The organism is Bacteroides stercorirosoris, assembly GCF_900142015.1.
Lineage (GTDB): Bacteria > Bacteroidota > Bacteroidia > Bacteroidales > Bacteroidaceae > Bacteroides > Bacteroides stercorirosoris.
Map to the genome: position 1 here is coordinate 61,985 of NZ_FQZN01000018.1, position 17,612 is coordinate 79,596.

The 17,612-nt window shown below is 48.3% G+C and carries 14 protein-coding genes; 2 read left to right on the top strand and 12 right to left on the bottom strand.

The genetic code is table 11. The annotated features are described in order from the left end of the window. Nucleotides 1–29: 29 nt before the first annotated feature. Nucleotides 30–239 (bottom strand): CDGSH iron-sulfur domain-containing protein, encoded by a 210-nt coding sequence (locus BUC01_RS14450; RefSeq protein WP_007663338.1) that lies wholly within the window; start codon nucleotides 237–239, stop codon nucleotides 30–32. 125 nt (nucleotides 240–364) lie between these two features. On the opposite strand from BUC01_RS14450, the gene BUC01_RS14455 reads away from it, so the two are divergent. Beyond that, complete coding sequence (locus BUC01_RS14455) at nucleotides 365–1,492, top strand: HpaII family restriction endonuclease (protein WP_073314053.1); 1,128 nt, start codon at nucleotides 365–367, stop codon at nucleotides 1,490–1,492. Further along, nucleotides 1,492–2,058: a nitroreductase family protein gene (locus BUC01_RS14460; protein ID WP_025832077.1), complete on the top strand. Its 567-nt coding sequence runs from the start codon at nucleotides 1,492–1,494 to the stop codon at nucleotides 2,056–2,058. Before BUC01_RS14455 ends, BUC01_RS14460 begins: the two co-directional genes overlap by 1 nt. A gap of 361 nt (nucleotides 2,059–2,419) precedes the next feature. Here BUC01_RS14460 and BUC01_RS14465 read toward each other — a convergent pair whose 3' ends face one another. The 11 genes from BUC01_RS14465 to BUC01_RS14520 form a co-directional block, all read right to left on the bottom strand. Next, nucleotides 2,420–4,750, bottom strand: a complete 2,331-nt coding sequence (locus tag BUC01_RS14465) for a TonB-dependent receptor (protein WP_025832078.1) — start codon at nucleotides 4,748–4,750, stop codon at nucleotides 2,420–2,422. Between the two features lie 231 nt (nucleotides 4,751–4,981). Beyond that, nucleotides 4,982–5,350: a GntR family transcriptional regulator gene (locus BUC01_RS14470; protein WP_025832080.1), complete on the bottom strand. Its 369-nt coding sequence runs from the start codon at nucleotides 5,348–5,350 to the stop codon at nucleotides 4,982–4,984. 3 nt (nucleotides 5,351–5,353) lie between these two features. After that, nucleotides 5,354–6,115: a hypothetical protein gene (locus BUC01_RS14475; RefSeq protein WP_025832081.1), complete on the bottom strand. Its 762-nt coding sequence runs from the start codon at nucleotides 6,113–6,115 to the stop codon at nucleotides 5,354–5,356. A 279-nt stretch (nucleotides 6,116–6,394) separates the two neighbouring features. Beyond that, a complete protein-coding gene (locus BUC01_RS14485; protein ID WP_073314057.1) occupies nucleotides 6,395–7,216 on the bottom strand; it encodes an ABC transporter ATP-binding protein in 822 nt (273 codons plus the stop codon). 108 nt (nucleotides 7,217–7,324) lie between these two features. Then, nucleotides 7,325–7,984, bottom strand: a complete 660-nt coding sequence (gene trhA, locus BUC01_RS14490; protein ID WP_025835925.1) for a PAQR family membrane homeostasis protein TrhA — start codon at nucleotides 7,982–7,984, stop codon at nucleotides 7,325–7,327. A 17-nt stretch (nucleotides 7,985–8,001) separates the two neighbouring features. Continuing rightward, a complete protein-coding gene (locus BUC01_RS14495; RefSeq protein WP_073314059.1) occupies nucleotides 8,002–9,723 on the bottom strand; it encodes an ATP-binding protein in 1,722 nt (573 codons plus the stop codon). A 319-nt stretch (nucleotides 9,724–10,042) separates the two neighbouring features. Beyond that, a complete protein-coding gene (locus BUC01_RS14500) occupies nucleotides 10,043–10,843 on the bottom strand; it encodes a DUF4469 domain-containing protein (RefSeq protein ID WP_034524824.1) in 801 nt (266 codons plus the stop codon). Nucleotides 10,844–10,947: 104 nt separating this feature from the next. Continuing rightward, nucleotides 10,948–14,238, bottom strand: a complete 3,291-nt coding sequence (locus tag BUC01_RS14505; RefSeq protein ID WP_073314061.1) for a leucine-rich repeat protein — start codon at nucleotides 14,236–14,238, stop codon at nucleotides 10,948–10,950. Between the two features lie 16 nt (nucleotides 14,239–14,254). Beyond that, nucleotides 14,255–14,485, bottom strand: a complete 231-nt coding sequence (locus BUC01_RS14510) for a hypothetical protein (RefSeq protein WP_025836161.1) — start codon at nucleotides 14,483–14,485, stop codon at nucleotides 14,255–14,257. A 52-nt stretch (nucleotides 14,486–14,537) separates the two neighbouring features. Beyond that, the gene (locus BUC01_RS14515) at nucleotides 14,538–15,113 is read right to left on the bottom strand and encodes a helix-turn-helix transcriptional regulator (RefSeq protein WP_025832999.1); all 576 of its coding nucleotides are present in this window, start codon (nucleotides 15,111–15,113) and stop codon (nucleotides 14,538–14,540) included. Nucleotides 15,114–15,304: 191 nt separating this feature from the next. Further along, nucleotides 15,305–17,488 carry a tetratricopeptide repeat protein gene (locus tag BUC01_RS14520; RefSeq protein ID WP_025833000.1) on the bottom strand — a complete coding sequence of 728 codons (2,184 nt, stop codon included), beginning with the start codon at nucleotides 17,486–17,488 and terminating at the stop codon, nucleotides 15,305–15,307. Nucleotides 17,489–17,612 lie beyond the last annotated feature (124 nt).

Genomic DNA, 17,612 nt, shown 5'->3' on the forward strand with positions numbered 1-17,612 from the left:
ACTCCCCAGAGAAAATTCCTCCGGTACGTCTATTTCAGAGATAAATCGTTATAGTGGATTTTTCTGTGCGTCCCGTCGCAGAAGGGTTGTTTATAAGAGCGTCCGCAGCGACACAAGGCGATTCTTCCTTTTCGTACCTCTGCTTTTCCCTCCCGGTCTATCAATTTGAAATTGCCTTCTACAATAAAAGGTCCGTTAGGTGTAGCCGTGATGGCTACTGTATTTTCTTCTGTTTCCATATCATTGTTTTTTTAATGTTATACGTTTCAAATAAAACGTTTGCGTATGGAAATAGTTTATCCATTCACTTTTTTTGTATGGATTTCCTTATCTTTGTGCGCACTTATAAATAATATATAGATATATGGCATTCGAAGCAACAAAGCGTGAGTTGGGCGAACTCTACACATTCTTTCGCCTGTTGGCAGACGGAAAGGTTTCATTGGGCACACCGCAAGTCCGGAAGGATGAAGCAAAGTGCTGGCCCATTGCGATGGTACAAAGGGAAGAGCATGACGGCACGCGCCGTTATTATATAGAACAGGAAAATATCCGTATCGTCAGCGGGACGGTGGAGAAAACGGGGACGTTTACTGTGGCTGGCAAGGAAGAACAGAACATTCCCCGCGAAGACTTTGGCGGGGCGGCAGAGATTATACTTGAATTGCTGAAAACGACTGCCGGTTCTGATACGATTGAAGTTCCTGAAGGTCTGGAAGGTTTTCTGGATGCCATCAATGTCTACGATTTGGAGGCGAAGACGGAAGACCGCACGGATTTCTCTGTTGCCTTCTGGCACGCTGAAGCACCGTTGACGGGATTTAATGTCCGTTGCCGCCTCAGTTCGATGAACCCGTTGCTGGATGGCGGACGCACGGCAAACCTGAAACTGGAACAGTCGGGCATCAAGTTTGCTACGCCTACGGTGAACAAGGTGAATGCTTTGCCGGAATCTCCGACGGAGGTTACGGAACGTATGCTGATGATTGAGCGTCTGGGCGGAGTGCTGAAATATTCGGATGTGGCGGACCGTGTGTTCCGTTGCAACCTGCTGATGATTGATTTACACTTCCCCCGTATGTTGGCGGAGATGGTGCGCATGATGCACCTCGACGGCATTTCCCGTGTCAGCGAACTGACGGAGTGTATCAAAGAGATAAATCCCCTGAAGATAAAAGATGAACTGATAAACAAACATGGTTTCTATGAGTTTAAGATGAAACAGTTCTTGTTGGCACTTGCTTTGGGCATGCGTCCGGCAAAGATATATAACGGTACGGACTCAGCCGTAGAAGGCATTCTGCTGGTAAATGCGGAAGGGGAGGTGCTTTGTTATCATAAATCGGAGCGCCAGGTATTTGTCGATTTCTTATATCAGAACACCCGTTTTGAGAAAGGCTCGGTAGATAAGGATAAGTACGGTTTCCTTGAAAAAGAGAACGGTGTGTATTATTTCAGACTGAATGTAAAGATTGGGTTGACAAAAAAATAATGAGTATGAATGAGATTTTAAAAAACATCAAGTCGCGTCGCAGTGTGCGCGCTTATACGGAACAACAGATTTCGCAGGAAGATTTAAGCACCATTCTGGAAGCGGCAACCTATGCCCCCAGTGGTATGGGACTCCAGACGTGGCATTTCACCGCTATTCAGAATGACGCTGTACTGGAAGAACTGAACGAAAAGATTAAAGGTGCTTTTGCCAAGAGCGATGAACCCCGTTTGCAGGAACGCGGACATAGCCGGACGTATTGTTGTTATTATCATGCTCCTACACTCGTCATTGTTTCCAACGAACCGACACAGTGGTGGGCAAGCATGGATTGTGCCTGTGCCATGCAGAATATCTTCCTGGCAGCCAAGTCTCTCGGCATCGGTTCCTGCTGGATAAACCAGTTGGGGCAAACTTGTGATGATCCTGATGTGCGTGCTTTCCTTACGAAGCTGGGCATCCCCGAAAATCACCGCGTATATGGTTGTGCCGCTTTAGGCTATGCAGCTGCTGCTCCGGTGAAGGAAAAGAAGTTGGCGGAAGGCACTGTGACAGTTATTAAGTGATACTGAACTTTCTTTAGCCCTTAACCTAACTTGTTTTTAGGTTAAACCAAACATTGCCCGAGTTGTACAACTTAGACATCCCGAGTTGTACTACTTGGGATGCTCAAGTTGTACAACTCGGGCATCCTTTGATTAAAGGAAAGAAATGCTTTGGTTACGAGTTCTTTTAGTTATCCCATATAGATTTACATCATGGCTTACTTCTTAATCTAAAAAATGCCCGCAGGGGAGACGGCAGTCAGGTAATTAATGAATTATACATGAAGCAATTTCGTATAATTCCGCCGCCTCGCCCTGTGGGCTCCCTCTTTTCACAAAGCGGGTTGAAATGAAGCCATATTCCGATAAGAATTTACTTCATTTATCTCTGCATATCAATGATACCGCTGTCCGTATCGCTATTGTTCAATCCCTTGTTTCCGGCTTTGTGTCTGCGACCGAACTCAAACGTATAGCCTACGCGGAGTATCAACATCTGTCCCGTTTCTTTCACAAAAGTTTCCGAACGGAAAGGCGCTACCTCACTGATACGTTCTTTTCCCACCTTATAATTATTGGTGAAAGGAAACAGAACACCAATCCCTGCCTGAAAGTTCTGCTTGGCATACATTGCCATAAATGCGGTCTGATTCTCATTCTTCTTGATGGTTTCACCGAAGAAGTTATTCTGCACCTTCCGGAACTGTCCGAGCAGTGAGAACCCTTTGTATTGCAATTGCGCCATCACACTGTAATAAAATTCATCGTACGTGTGACTGTATTCCAGCCCCTCCGACCAACTACGGGTATATCCTCCCGAAGCATAAAGCGTCAGGAAATCTTTCAGCCCGAACAGCGTTGCGCCATTGGTACCGATCATCAGTTCCGCATTCAGGCTTTGGAACGAGCGTTGGTTTTCATCTTTCAATATCAGTTTCCCGTCCTCAACGAAGATGCTTTCCATGATGGGACTGTCGTAATACTGGTGGCGCACGCTCAGATTGGCATTGAACTGCTTCTTCGAATAACTGTAGGACAAAGAGTTCGTGAACTGCTGGTATGTTTTCAGCAACGGATTACCACGAACTATCTGTATCGTATCTATAGCCTGCTCCACATCCGTTAACGAACCAAGCGACGGTATGGCGGGACTGATATTGAACCGGTAGCGCAGGAAGCCCGCTTTCTTCAAATTGTAACTCAATCGTACGGTAGGCGTGAAAGTATAGTAAGCATGGTCTTCGTCGCTTTCCTTGAACCAGGCACGCGTCATGCCCACACTACCCGCATAACTGAAATCCTTCACCTTGCCCTGCACCTCAAAGAAAGCGGAAGTCTGTGACTGGTCCATCTTCGAAGTAGTGGGATTGGAGCCTTTGTATTCATTCTCCGTCCTCATCTGATAGTGGCGGGCGCCACCGCTCAGCTTCACATCCTTGAAGCTCTTTTCGTAAATGGCCTCACCGATGACAGAGCGTTTATCACCATCCACCAGCGTCTGAATATCCGCCAACGGTGCATGCTCGTCCTTGTACTCCTTATATTTACGGTTGTTCTTGGTGTGGATAAGCGTTCCCGTCACGTTCATCTGTATACTCTGCTGATGGGGTAGGGTATGCTGGAAGTAAAGGTCGAGTGCCGGAGAATAGCTGGATGTGTGGTTATTGACGTATGAATAGATAGACTCCGTGCTGCCTACTGCCCACATCCGGTTCAGCTCGTTCTGGTAAGGAGTGTTGTTGAGGTTATTGCGGAAGATGGCGTTGAAGACATACTTGTCCGCTTTCGTCAGATTGTACGTCAGGTTCAGGTTATTGATGAAACTGAGTGCGGGGGATTCGTCTTCGATGCCTTCTTTGATACGGTCGATGGTACGGTCGCCCAGATAGAAAGTTTCGTGAGATTCGAGGCGGCTGTGATACTTGCCGTTCTTGTTGAAGTAGTCGATGCCCCATTCGGAGTTTTTGTAATTGAACTTCGCACTCAGGAAATTCTCTCCCCACAGGGTATGGGGTGAGTCGGAAAGTTGGAAGTTCACCACGCCACCCGTTTCACGGCGGCGCAGGATGATGTTCACCACAGCGCCCAGTTCGTCGTCGCCGTATTGTTTGCCGGGGTCTTCAATGAACTCCACGCGCAGCACGTCTTTGGCTCTGATGGCGGCTATTTCCTTGTCCGTCACCTTGATGCCGTTGATGCGGGTTTGCACGGCTCCACCGCCGCTGACGCTCATGCTGTTGGTGAAGTTATCCACCTGCAAGCGGGCGATGCCGAGATTGTTCAGTAGGTCGTAGGCGCCGAACGAGCGTTTCAATTGGCTTTCGGTGGGCAGGATAATCTGACGGTCCACCCGTTGAAGCACGTTACTAGCGGATACGGTTACCTCGCCCAGACTTACGGCATCTTCCTGCAACTGTACATCGCCCAGGTCGAGGTTGTTGTTCAGTTTCAGCAGGATGACTTCACTCTGATAGCCGATGAAAGTAATGGCGAGGCGGTAGTTGCCCGCCTTTATTTTACTGAGGGCGAACTTGCCCTGTGCATCCGATGTTACTCCGGTCACCAAGGTGGAGTCTGTGGCCCATAGTGATACGTTGGCGGCTATAATCGCCTCTTGAGAAGCGTCTGTGACACGTCCTTTGACGGAGAGGTTCTGTGCCTGCGCACTGAGTACGCAGAGGACAAGCAATAGTAAAAATAGTTTTGTTTTCATATTCGTTTCTGTTAATAGGTTACTAATCAATTAGGGATGCAGATTTCACTCCTCCCCATTGGGGAAGATTCTATCTATTGTATTTCAATTGTTTATACTTTCTTCGTTGAGACGGCGAAAGTTAGGATTATACGGCGGAATTCAGTTCGTACATCAGCGTAAAAACTTTGACTATGATGAGTACGAAGAGGAGTCCGAAAGTAATCCATAATGCTGTCTTTGCGTATCTCTTCATGAACTGCTGTTTTTAAGTTTATTATATCGTTCTGTTATTTCATCTATGCTGATGCCAAGCAGGTCCATAATGTTGAACAGGTCGGCAAGCTGGTTTTCAAAGAATTCTTTCTTCTGTATCTTCATCACTTTCTTCATGGCATCCTTTGAGAGATAGAAGCCCATGCCCCGCTCGGGATAGATGATGTCCTCCGCTTGCAGGTATTCGTAGGCTTTCAGCACGGTGCGCGAGTTCACGGCAAGCTGCGTGGAAAGCTCCCTGACCGAGACTATTCGTTCGCCCGCCGTCCACTCACGGGTGAGTATCTTGCTGAAACAGAAGTCCACAATCTGCTGGTATATCGGTTTGTTGGTCTTGAAGTCCATAGCTTACAGTTGTTTTTCTTTGAGCAGGAAGTAGCTCGATATCCATATCCCAATGCTGAACAGGACAGGGGTGCCGTAGTTGCAGAAAGCAATGATGGCTTCTGACGTGCTGCTTATCGGGAAATTATAGATGGGATAGGCTATGTTTGCTATCCAATATCCGTGGCTGTCGGCAGGTTCCCACAATGTCATTGAGAGTATAATCCCGAAAATGAGAATGAAGCAGGAACACAAAACGATGAAGGAATTTATCAGCTTCTGGCGTTTGAAGGCTATGCATCCGAGGAAGAAAATTCCTTGCATCAAGCTGCATGACAGTATCTGGTCTTTTTCTATCAGGTGAAATTCAATGTGGCTTCCGAAGTGTTGCAGGTAGTCAGTGCCTGAGAGTATTAGTAACCCTTTTATGCCTGTTATCAGCAAGAAACAGAACAGCGGGAGTACGAGTAGATACTTCATCCACAAGTGCAGGAACTTTTCAAAAACGGAAGCGGGCATCAACAGGTATAGAGTAGAGGTCTGTTTGGTGATATTTATCTCCAACAGACAGGGGGCGATGCAGAGGAACCACAACAGGTAGCGGCTGAGGGAGAAAGCCTGTGTATGTTCGATGTAATAGCTTGAGCCTTTGTTGATATCATACATCATGCAGAGAAGACAAATGCCTAGCACAATGCCGGCACTCCAAAGCAAGTGTTGGCCGGTTTCCTGTTTCTTGTACTGTTCCAGCAGGAAGAAACGTTTCAGGTTGAAGGTTGCATTCATAATTTCTTATTGTTATTTTATAAATGACAATTTACCAGCGTAGCGCTGGATCAAGGTTTCCTTTCGGCATACTCATTGACGTGATAGTGCTTGGTAGGCTGAAAGCCTTTTATCTTATAGCCCAGGGCAACGCCCTGGGGGATTGCCATGTGTTTCTCTTTGCGCCCTGTAAGGGCATAACAGCCCTTACAGGGCGTAAGATTGTGGGATCATTCATTACCCAGGGTGTTACCCTGGGCTATAAGATAAAAGCCTTACAGGCTTAGGAAATGCACGCTGTTAAATTATCATTTTTATCTTTTCCGGCACTTGCAGCACTGCCTTGTACAGCAGTTCTATATCCGGTGTATTTTCTTCTTCCTCTTCATTAGGCAACACGGAGAAATATCCGGGCAATTCCTGTTCGCTGTAAATGCTGTCTTCGGGCAGACTGTCTGTCCGGGCAAAGAGGAGGCGCTGGCTGATTTCGTCCAACGAACGGTTCAGCAAGATTTCGCCTTCGCCGAGGATGATGAGGTGATCCAGCAGGTTCTCGAAGTCGTGTGCCTGATGGGTGGAGATGAGGAGCGTACTGTCATCATCTATGCTGCGGCTGATGATACGTTTCAGGGCTTGTCGGGATGTGATGTCCAGTCCGTTTGTAGGCTCGTCGAGTATCAGGAGCGGGGTATGCAGTGCAAAGGCATACGCCAGCATCGCCTTCTTCTGCTGACCATAAGAAACTGCGGATAACTTCTGTTTCCTGTCGATCTTCAGTTCTTCAAGATTCTGTTCAAACTCTTTGTGGTTGAAGTGAGGATAGAAAGCGGAATGCCGTGTGGCAAAAGCGGAAATGCTTTCGGAAGGCATCTGCATTTCTTCGGGCAGAAAGAAGTAGCGGCTCAATAAGGCGGGTTCTCTTTTTGCCGGATTCATCCCATCAATGCTGCATTCTCCTTTCCAAGGAAAAAGTAGTCCGCAAAGGAGATGTATCAGTGTGGTTTTACCTACACCGTTCTCTCCCAGAAGTCCGTATATACCGCTGCCTATTTCCAAAGATATGTCATTGAAAATAGGACGGTTATACTTGTAGCCGTAGCTGATGTTTTCTATCTTTATCATAGCTTCTTAAGTGTTGCACTGATGTACAACACTGCAAACGTAAGGGAAGCTGAGGAGAAAAGCAAGGAAGGGGGAGGATTATTAATATATTTTAGCAGTGGGTGGTGACTATAAAATCAGCCACACCGCCATCATGTGGCACACCGAACCTCCCAATACGAAGAAATGAAATACAGAATGCATATAGCGTTGCCGGAAAGAGTAAAACACTGCTCCGGTGATGTAACAGATGCCTTCACCGATCATCCAGTAGCACGTTCCTGCGGCAACGGCATATAGAGGTTTGAAGGCAACCAGTACGGACAGCCCCATAACGATGAAGCAGATTGTCTCTACATTGCTATGTTCCTCCATTTTGCGGAAACTCACGATGGTGCCGATGATGGCACATAACCAGACGAAACCGAATAATCCCCATCCCCAGGCATTTTCGCTCCGTAGTGCTATTAACGTAACGGGCGAGTAACTGCCCGCAATATGCCAGTAAATGGCCGCATGGTCCCAATTCCGCAATCGCTTTTTCCAGGGATTATGGTATTTCAGCGCATGGTAGAGGGTAGAGGCAACGTAAGAGCCGAGCATGCCGAAGAGGTAGAGCCAGATGCCGAATACAGCCCAGAAGTTTCCACTCTGATAACTTTTTACGAGAAATATTGTACCGACAATAATCCCCATCAGGATGCCTGCAGCGTGCGAGAGGGTATTAATTCTCTCTTCGGCTTTTGTATAGAAAAGTCCGTTTTGTTTCTTTTTCCGGGTGATGCTCATTTATAAAAGTGCGATGTTTATACCTCCTCTGCTTTTACCATTTCCCATCCGCTGAATTGCATCACGATACAGTGCAACTGCGTGCCCTGTGCCAGTTGTTGTACCCTTGGCCCTTGGGCATAACCGTGTATCTGATCTACGGCATCCAGCCACTGTTGTCCACCTTTACTTTCATAGTCTTTTGCCGGCAGATACTTCAGTTCCAGGATATAGCTGTGAGCCACTTCGGGGTAACGTTGCAGGTCGGGCATGAGGAACATGTCGCAGAAGCCGTGGTTCAGTTCCACTTCAGGGGCAGTGAGGTAGTAAGCGCTGATACTGAGGTAGGCGGTGAAGAAACCTTGGATGTTTCGTTCACCTTCGATGAGACTGCGCACGGAGGAGTGATTCTTGTAGGCGCAGGCAATAAATTCGAGTGACTGCCGCCAGTTACCATGGTATGCCATATCTTTATAGATGGTACGCAGGTTGCTCAGGTCGATGTACTTTTCGCTTTGATAACCTTCGAGCAGGTATTCGTAATATTGCTTGCGCACATTATTGTTGGGGATGCTCAGCACCAGCTGGTCTCCGTCTGTTCCGGTGATGGTGAGCATGCCGTAGTAGAAGAGCAGGCTGGGAAATATCTCCGCCTTGGCGATTTGCTCGGCGGGAAAGGAGGTGGCGAGGTTGGTGATAATCTGCCCTTCCTCGGTGATACGGCGCAGCACCCCCTTGCGGTCACCGTCCAACTTGTCCAGTTGAATGAGTTTCTTCATCTTGTTGTAGTCGGTGCGGGTGTTGGGGTCAATCATCTGTTCGGGTGAAGTGCCATAATTCATGTAGTTGCGGAGGTAATAGAACACCATGTCGCAATTGAACATCTTCGGGTCGCGTTCCAGACTCGCTTTGGCGAAGCAGTAGTTGTCGTACCAGGGCTTCATTTCCGTAATCATGGTATCCACGTCACCGTTGTGCTCTCCGGCATCTTTATAATATTGCAGAATCGCACGTACATCTGTTTCGCTGAATCCCAGCATCATGTTGAATATGGGTTCGGTACTGATGTTCCATCCGATGTTGAATCCACTGCTCAAGTCATCCAGCGTAACGGGGCTGACACCTATCATGAATATGCGCTCGAACATACCCTTGAACTTCTTGAAGACTTCGCGATAGAACCCGCTGGCGTGGGTGATGGCATGATAAACGCCTTCGCCTTCTTCGTTGAGCACTACGTTGGTGAAATTGTCGTATTCGTCGATGATGAGGTAGAGGCGGGCACCCGTCTCTTTGGCTTTCATGTCCAGATAGTTCAGTTTATTCCTGAAGCCGGATTGTTCCTTCATTTCCCGGACAAACCCGGGATAGTAGTATGATTCATAAATGGAAGCGAAGTTATCCACACACATGCTGCAATAATCGTTGAAGTTCTGCGCCAGTCCTTCTCCTTGTCCGCCTATGCGCGAGAAATCCATGTACAGCACCTGAAAGGCTCCTTGCAGCGGCGTAGGTCGGCTGCCTATCCACAGGTTTCCGAAGCGGGCGGCGAACTTTTCCTTTTGGGCAAGGTCGTAGTAAGCCCGCAACATGCCCAGAAAGATGCTTTTGCCGAAGCGGCGGGGGCGGATGAGGAACAGATAATTGGGCTGCCGCTCCAGCAGGGGCAGGTACATGGTTTTGTCCACATAATATTGGTTTTGTTCCACCACTTCCACGAAGCTGGATACACCGTAGGGTATTCTCTTTATCTCTTCCATATCATTCTCTGTGTGTTATCGTTTCAATATGAGGCGTTATTTTTATCACTCGACACTGCCTGTGCCGCGCAACATCGCAAAAGTACTTTATTCTTCCCGAAAGAACAAAGGAAGCGGGCGGAAAGTTGTTGCCCTATAACTTGCCATGGCCTGTAAAATGAAAAAAAATATAGCGGAGGTGTCTCCGCTATAAAAAGGCTGTATGCCCTAACCATACAGCCCTGTATCGATTGTTTATACAGCTCTGTATCGACTGTTTATACAGCCCTGTATTGATTGTTTATACAGCTCTGTATCGATTGCCTATACAAATTTCCGGTCATCCCAGTGGATTTTCGTCCAGTCCTCCTCCTCCGGTGTTTCCGCTGTCGCCTCCTCCTGAGGGAGCTTCGCCCAGGTAGATGGTTTGCGAAACGCTTCGTGGCGTCTTGAGCAAGGTCTTGCCGTTGGTGCTGTATTGAGTGGTGACGGTGAGCGTGTACTCTCCGTTCTCCAGTTCGGCGGGGATGATGAAGACGAGCTTTGAGGGATCGTTCACCGCCCAGAGGTCTTCGGTGACTTTGGTGACTACGCCCGAGGCGGATGTCAGCGTGATGCCCACGGCTGGGTCGGTGCCCGCTATTTTCAGTTTCGAGCCGGTCAGGGTGAAGTTGCGTCCCGCGGTGGCGGTGGCGTTGGTGGCGCGGGTGGCGGTGTCCTGCGTGCCTGCCACGAACATGGTGCTTCCCTTTTCGCCGATGATGTTGACACCGGTGGCTCGGATGGCTTCACGCATGTCAGCGCCTTGGGTGAAGGCGACGTAGACCGAGTTGCGTTCTGGGTTCCACGCCTTGTTCAGCACCACGCCGGTGAATTGAGCTACGGCGTGATACAGACCCATATTGACGTTGTAGCCGCTGAGGGCCATTTTCTTTACCACCCGTTGCTCCAGATTGATGACTGCTTCCACAACCTCTCGTTCCAGACCCGGGTTTATTGCCATGATTTCGGAGATGACGCGCTGTTTGTCAGCGGTGCCGGCGGAAACGAGGGCTAGGATGCGGTCGTTCTTGTCGTCAACGGTGACGGAGTTGTCTGCCAGCTGGGCATTCAAGGTATACTTGATGTCGTTTGTTGCCATAATTTAAATGTTTTTTTAAAGTTGATGAATAATTATTTAGTGAAAACCTCCGCGATCCAGCGGTTAAGGACTGTCTTGCGGAGGTTTTCGGGGGTTATGCTTAGTTAGAATTTGGGAGTGCCCCAAGTTGAATAATCCTTGATATCTTCGGAATTTGACATTATGCAGCCTTTGAAGCAATTTGCCGTAGTCCAATTGCCCGAACCTTTCGCATAGCTCCACAGTGCGGGGGCGGTACCTGAATTGTTATGCAGATTGACTTGGTAGAAGCAATTCCTAAAGTCCATGTCTTTATCTATGAAGCGGTTTAATTTATCCTGTTCGGCCGCGGCGGGATCGACGAATATATTTGGATTGAACATCATATAGGTACACCCATAGAAGCAACTGTTGAAGTTTATAGCTTCTGCGTTCTTCGCGAAAAGCCCTTCCGGAATTGTCCGTAATCCGGTACACCCATAGAAGCAATAGCTGAAGTTTGTAGCCGCTGTGTTATTCGTGAAAAGCCCTCCCGGAATTTCCTTTAATGCGCGACACGACTGGAAGCAATTTCTGAAGTCTGTGGCCGCTTTGTTCTTTTCGAAAAGATTTCCCGGGATTGCGGTTAATCCATTACAATTAGCGAAGCAATAGTTGAAGCTTGTAGCCTCTGCGTTGTTCGCGAAAAGCCCTTCCGGGATTGTCTGTAATGCGGTACAGTCATAGAAGCAATAGTTGAAGCTTTTAATAGCTGTGTTGTTCGCAAAAAGATCTGTCGAAATTGTGGTTAATGCGATACAGCCATAAAAGCATCGAATAATGTTTATATTTGCGTTGTCCGCGAAAAGTCTTGCCTCGATTGTGGTTAAAGCGATACAATCGGCGAAGCATTGATCAAAATTTGTAGCCTCTGTGTTGTTCGCGAAAAGTGATTCCGGTATTGTGGTTAATGCCTTACAGCTACTGAAGCAATAGCTAAAGTTTGTGGCTGCTGTGTTGCTTGCGAAAAGCTCTTTAGGAATGCTTCCTAATAGAATGCAATTATAGAAGCAATAGCTGAAGTTTGTAGCCGCTTTGTTCTTTTCGAAAAGATTTTCCGGGATTGCGTTTAATCCTTTACAATTAGCGAAGCAATAGTTGAAGCCTCTAGCCTCTGTGTTTTTCGCGAAAAGCTCGCTAGGAATCTCTTTTAATAGATCGCAATTAAAGAAGCAACTGTTGAAGTCTGTAGCCGCTGTGTTGCTTGCGAAAAGCCCTCCTGGAATTGTCTGTAATGCTCTACAATAATAGAAGCAACCGCTGAAGTCTGTAGTCGCTGTGTTCTTTTCGAAAAGATTTCCCGGGATTGTGGTTAATTTTTGGCAACTGTAAAACGCTTTGCTCAAAGATGAGCAATTCATATTGAGCAATGGCGTTTCAAGGCTCACCAGTTTATTCGGGTTGTAAGAGCCGGCTCTTTGCTCAAAATTCAGCACCGGTATTTGCTGTTTGTCCGCCGTCACATCCGAGCCGATGGTGATGATGTATGTGCCCGCTGCGGCGTACGTGTACTCGAATTTGTCACCCGCTGCAAGCGTCGTGCCTTTGGGCACTACGACAGCGGGTGTACCGTCACCCCAACTTACCATGATAGCCGCGGGAGTAACGCCGGATTCGGGGAAGGGAATGTTGAATTTCAAATCGCCACTTTCCACCTTCACGGTGAACTGCATTGTTTCAACTGGAACCGTGGGGATAAGTGTGTACGATGCGGGATTCGTTTTCTCTTCAGTGGTAGTGGCGCTGCCGTAGCCCGCGAAGTTGTAGTAGGTGGGCTTTTGTTCCAGGAGTGTCTTATATGCGGTGGCCACTGCGGGATCGGTGATGGCAGGCAGGAATATTTTGATGTCCGGGTACGTTCCGGTTATGATGCCTGTCCCTAAGCTTATACCGCCGGTTCCGGTCGCTTTTGTGCCTTCGAATATGAGGGCTGTCATTGCCGTGCACCCTTCAAAGGCGCTGTTTCCTACGCTCTGTATATCGGCGTGCAGGAACATTTCGGTCATCGAGGTGCAATTTTTAAAGGCGCTGTTTCCTATTCTTTTTATGCTTTTGGAGATACTGGCGCGGGTGGCGGGTGCGGCATCGGCGGGCATCGGTTCGTTCTGGATGACTGTGGTCAGTGCCGTGCAGCCTTCAAAGGCATTGTCGCCAATGGCTTCCGCAGCGTCGGGCAGTATGACTTTTTCTAGCTTTGCGCAGCCTGCAAAGCCTGTCACGTCGGCTATGCCGCTGATGCCGGACAGGTCGATGGCGGTGATATTCTCAGCCTTGGTGGCTTTCAAGAAAGTGGCCAGGGCGGTGATGTCGTCGGCGTTTACCGCACCCGTCACGGCCAGTTCGGTTTGTTCCGAGGTCGGGGTTATATTGTTCAAGGCGTTTCCCAAACTTCCCTCCGTAGCGGGTGGCAGGCTGATGGTTTTGCCGAGCGTTAGCGTGGGTTCTAAGGTATAGCACAGGCCGGCTTTCAGCAAGGTGCCGGCTGCGGTTGTCAAATCGCCGGTGTAGGTATTGCCGCTTTCCGTGTTTACGGTGACGGTGAGCAGGTCGTTGCTCAGATCGCATGGAGGTATCATCATGTAGGCTTTCAGCGGCTCCGTGGAGGGGGTATGGTTAGTGATGTCGAGGCTGAGGCTTGACACCGGGGCGTATTCCGTATCCGCTTCGACGGTTAACTCGTCTATTGACGAGCCGGCGAGCAATGCGTACATCCGGGAGCTCAGTTTGTTATTGGCGGCAGCGAGGCTCACACGGGTGATTTTCTCTGTAGAAGGCACGTTTTTGAGGCTGAAGCGTATCATCGCGGCCTCGTGGCTGAATGTGAGTTTATCATACGAGCCCGGTGTCGCTGCTCGTCCCACCATAAGGTCGAAGCCTTTGAGGTGCGCCATGGGCTTGGCGCAGTCTTGTGTCTGGCCTGAGAAGGAGGTGTAGACGATTGGATCCGAAGCGTCGTTGTTGTAGTTGCAGTTATCAGCGGGATACATGGCAAAGTAGAGGCTCTTTGCATCAATGGTTCCTTCGAAGCTGATACTCGTTCCGTCCTGGCTGAGACTGCTTGGCAGGCTATTGAAATCTACCGAGTAACCCAGCTCATTTGCATTGACGCCGAATACTTTAATCCTCTCCACCGGTGCACCGTCTGTACTTCCGCCTTCCCACTTCACAGCTATGTTGTCTATATCGGCTATTCCCAGCTTGTCTTCATAGTCGGTGCGCGTCTGTGAGGCCGCGCCTTGTGTAGCCCGGATGGTCATGGTTATCTTCTCACCCGGTTTGGGTTCGTTGTACTCTTCCTTCAGTTCATTTTGGCAGGCTACTGTTGCCAGTGCCACGGCCATCAGAACGATGCTTTGATGAAATCCTCTTGTTTTCATGCTGCTCGTTTTTTAGTTATTTTTCGATGGTGAGGATATCATTAATCAGGTCTTCCAGCTCGCTTGAAGATGCGTTGCGGCTGCCGCGCGAACGTCCGTAGCTGCGGGAAGACGTGCCTATAGAGCCTCCGTTGCCGAATCCTCCTAAGTTGCCGCTTCCTGCAATTACACATGATGTTCCTTCTGTCTCCATCTGTATCACCTCTATTTGGGGAGCCAGATACTTTTCCTTTACTTGGTTTTTCATACTTATACTTTTTTTTAAGTTGATAATATATTCTCTACTATATCAGCGGTTACTATTGCTTCACATTCATATCCGACGGTGTTTGTTCCTCATCCGGGGCGAGCAGGTTGCGTACTTCGGTATCCAGGTCTACGCCTACCGGCAATTGCAGTTTACACCGCAGCCGGTACCGGTTTTTCAATACGGTGGAGCGGCTGACTCCCAGCAGATGGGCTATCTCTTCGTTATTCTGCTTCAAGAGGATGAGCATACAGAGCAACTCATCGACGCGGGTAATCCGCGGGGATATGGTGCGAAGGCGGTGTATAGCATTGGGATACAGTGATGTAAAGTGGTTGCGGAAATTGACTTCCACTTCAGCAGTGGTGAGTCGCGACTGAAAGCAGGCTGTCTGTGAAGAATGTGGACTTTCCGGATCGGAGAGTGACTGCTGTTCAGCTTGCTGTTCTATCTGCTGTTTCAGCGGACAGGTCAACGGATGTTTTTGGACTTCCTCTTCTATTTTGGAAAGCCGCATTTGGGTATGTCGTATGACGTTACGTTCAATGAAAGCGTAACGAATGAGGAATGTTACACCGAATAATAAAATGAGGAGGAGTCCTCCGATAATTTCGTTTGTTAGATTCATTGGTTTGTTTTGTCTATAGTCCGGCGTAAACGATGTATTTCGTTAAAGCCACTCAAATGTAAGAAATCAGAGTCGAATAAACCTAAAAAACGGTATGGACAAAACTAAGGACAAATATAAAAACCCTTGTATATGAGAGGTATACAAGGGGATGCGTTTTCGCATAAAAAAGGAAAGGGGAGGAAAAAGCTTTATTCCGGCAGCAGTAAGGCACGTACTTCAGAGTCAAGATCACACCCTTCGGGCAGGCCTAACTTGGTGCGCAGGCGGTATCGGTTTTTCAATACACTGCTACGGGTGATGCCCAATGTGCGGGATATTTCTTCGTTGTTTTGCTTCAATACGATAAGCATACAGAACAATTCTTCGGTACGGGTGATGCGCGGACAGATGGAACGCAAGCTATGCAGTACGGTGGGATAGAGCGAAGCGAAGGCGGTGCGGAACTGTTCTTCTTCTCTGTTGGTGAGCAGGCAAGGTTGCAGGCTCTCCATTACGTGCTCTAAGTCGCAGGTTTTGTCGTGTGTGGCTTGTATGTCGACCAATTGACGGAGGAGTTCTTCGTTGCGGTTGTTCAGCTCTTGCCTGGAAGCTATGAGTTGTTGCAGGCGTTGGCTCTGTTCGTGCAATTGCTGCTGTGAGAAAAGTTTCTCCCGTTCTTTCAGGCGAAGACGCATCCATAACCAGCCGCCTATGCCGACTCCTATAGCGAGCAGGAAGAGTCCGGTGAAGATAAATGTTTGCAAGCGACTGCTCTTCAGCTCTACTTCGGCGGAGAGCAAACGGTTCTCTTTCTCTTTCTGTTCTGTCTGATAACGGATATCGGCTTCTACTACCGCTTCGCGGGTCTTCTGTTCCAGGTAGACTTGTAAAAGCGGTTCGCGCAAGCGGGTGAGGTGGGCGATGACGGCATTGTCTTCCCGATGTATGTAATGGCTCATCAGTGTATCAAGGAAGTGGTAGCTGTCCGTAGAGTTATACTTTTTGATGGCAAGTATTGTTTTTCGGGCTTCGGCATCGCGTCCCAAGCGGAATAAAGCGATGGCACGCAGTGCTTCAACATTGTAATCGGATGCGGTGGAGGTGTTGGATCCGTAATACCTTTCTATATCTTCCAATCCTTTTGCCGATTCGTATGGCAAGATCATTATCCGGTCGATTGCTTTGTAAAAATGCGTCTGGGCCGTTTGCTTGATTTCGGAAAGAAGAAAACAAGAATCCGCCGTCGCCAGCAGTTTCAATCGCTCTTCCCGCCGGTAGCCCGGAAGTTTTTGTACAATGCTCCATTTGGTCAGATGATATGCTCCTTTGTCTTTCAGGTTGGTATTGGTGTTTTCCTGCCAGGCGAAAACTTTGTCAATGTAATATTGAGCCTGTGGATACATCCCCCATTTGTAATATAGATTGCTCAGTTCATGATAGCAACGTGCGCAAAATACATTGTCCTGCAACCTCAGACCGATTTCCAGTCCCTGATATTGTAATTGCACGGCTTCTTGAAACCGGTTTTGCCGGGAGTATATATTTCCGAGCAGACTCATGGCCCAATTGATACCCGGTATGTAGCGGTCTTTGCGTCCTTCAGAGATGGCATGTTTCAACAGGCGTTCCATATCATCTTTGCGGTGGGGAAGCGCATAATATACGCTGGCGGCAAAGGAGCAATCGCGGAAGGTGTTTTCTGCTGTCTTCCGATAGACGGGTAAAGCGTGGGCACTGTCCATTACAGCTTCTGCCCGCTCTTTTTGTCCGGCAAGTCCTCGCAGATAGCCCTCGAATATCATCATGTCGCGGCGACAGCATTCGTCGAGTAATGCAGGCGGGTTGGTGCGGAGTCGGTGGAACCATTCGGCGCCTTGGTCGGTACGGTTCGTGAAGTAGAAGATGTTGTTCACGTTGTTCATGGCACCTACGGCACGGGTACGGATGCCTTCATGCGCAAGGGTATCACCGGGCGTGGGCACCAAATCCATTATTTGCCGTGAAATGGCAATCGCTTTATCATATTGCTGCATGAATTGGTAGCAGCGGGAGCGTGTATAGAGATAATTGGCTTGGGTGGCGGGCAAGTCTTTGTAGCCGGGCATCCGCTCTGTTTCGTCTAGCATCTCCAGCACACGCGGGAAGTTTTTCTCGTTGAAATAAGAGTTGATGTAGTACTGGCGGGCAAGGAAATATTCAGGAGTTCCCGGTTGGGTGTGAGCCATGAAATTTTCAGCTTCGATGCGCAGTGAGTCGGTTTGCATGATCCGATCGTTACAGCGTACTTTCAGCGAATCGCTGAGGGCTTTTATTTCGGTGTCCTTTGGAGAAAGGCGAGAAGTACAACTGCTGAAGCAACTGGCATATAGCAATAGGAAGAAGATTAATTTCATGAGCGAGATATTTGTTGGTCTGTATTGACTGTTGTGCGAATATAAAGAATATATTAGAATTAGGTAAACATGAGGAAATATATTCTTTATTAAGAATCAAACGCCCGTTTTCGAAATCCGGAAA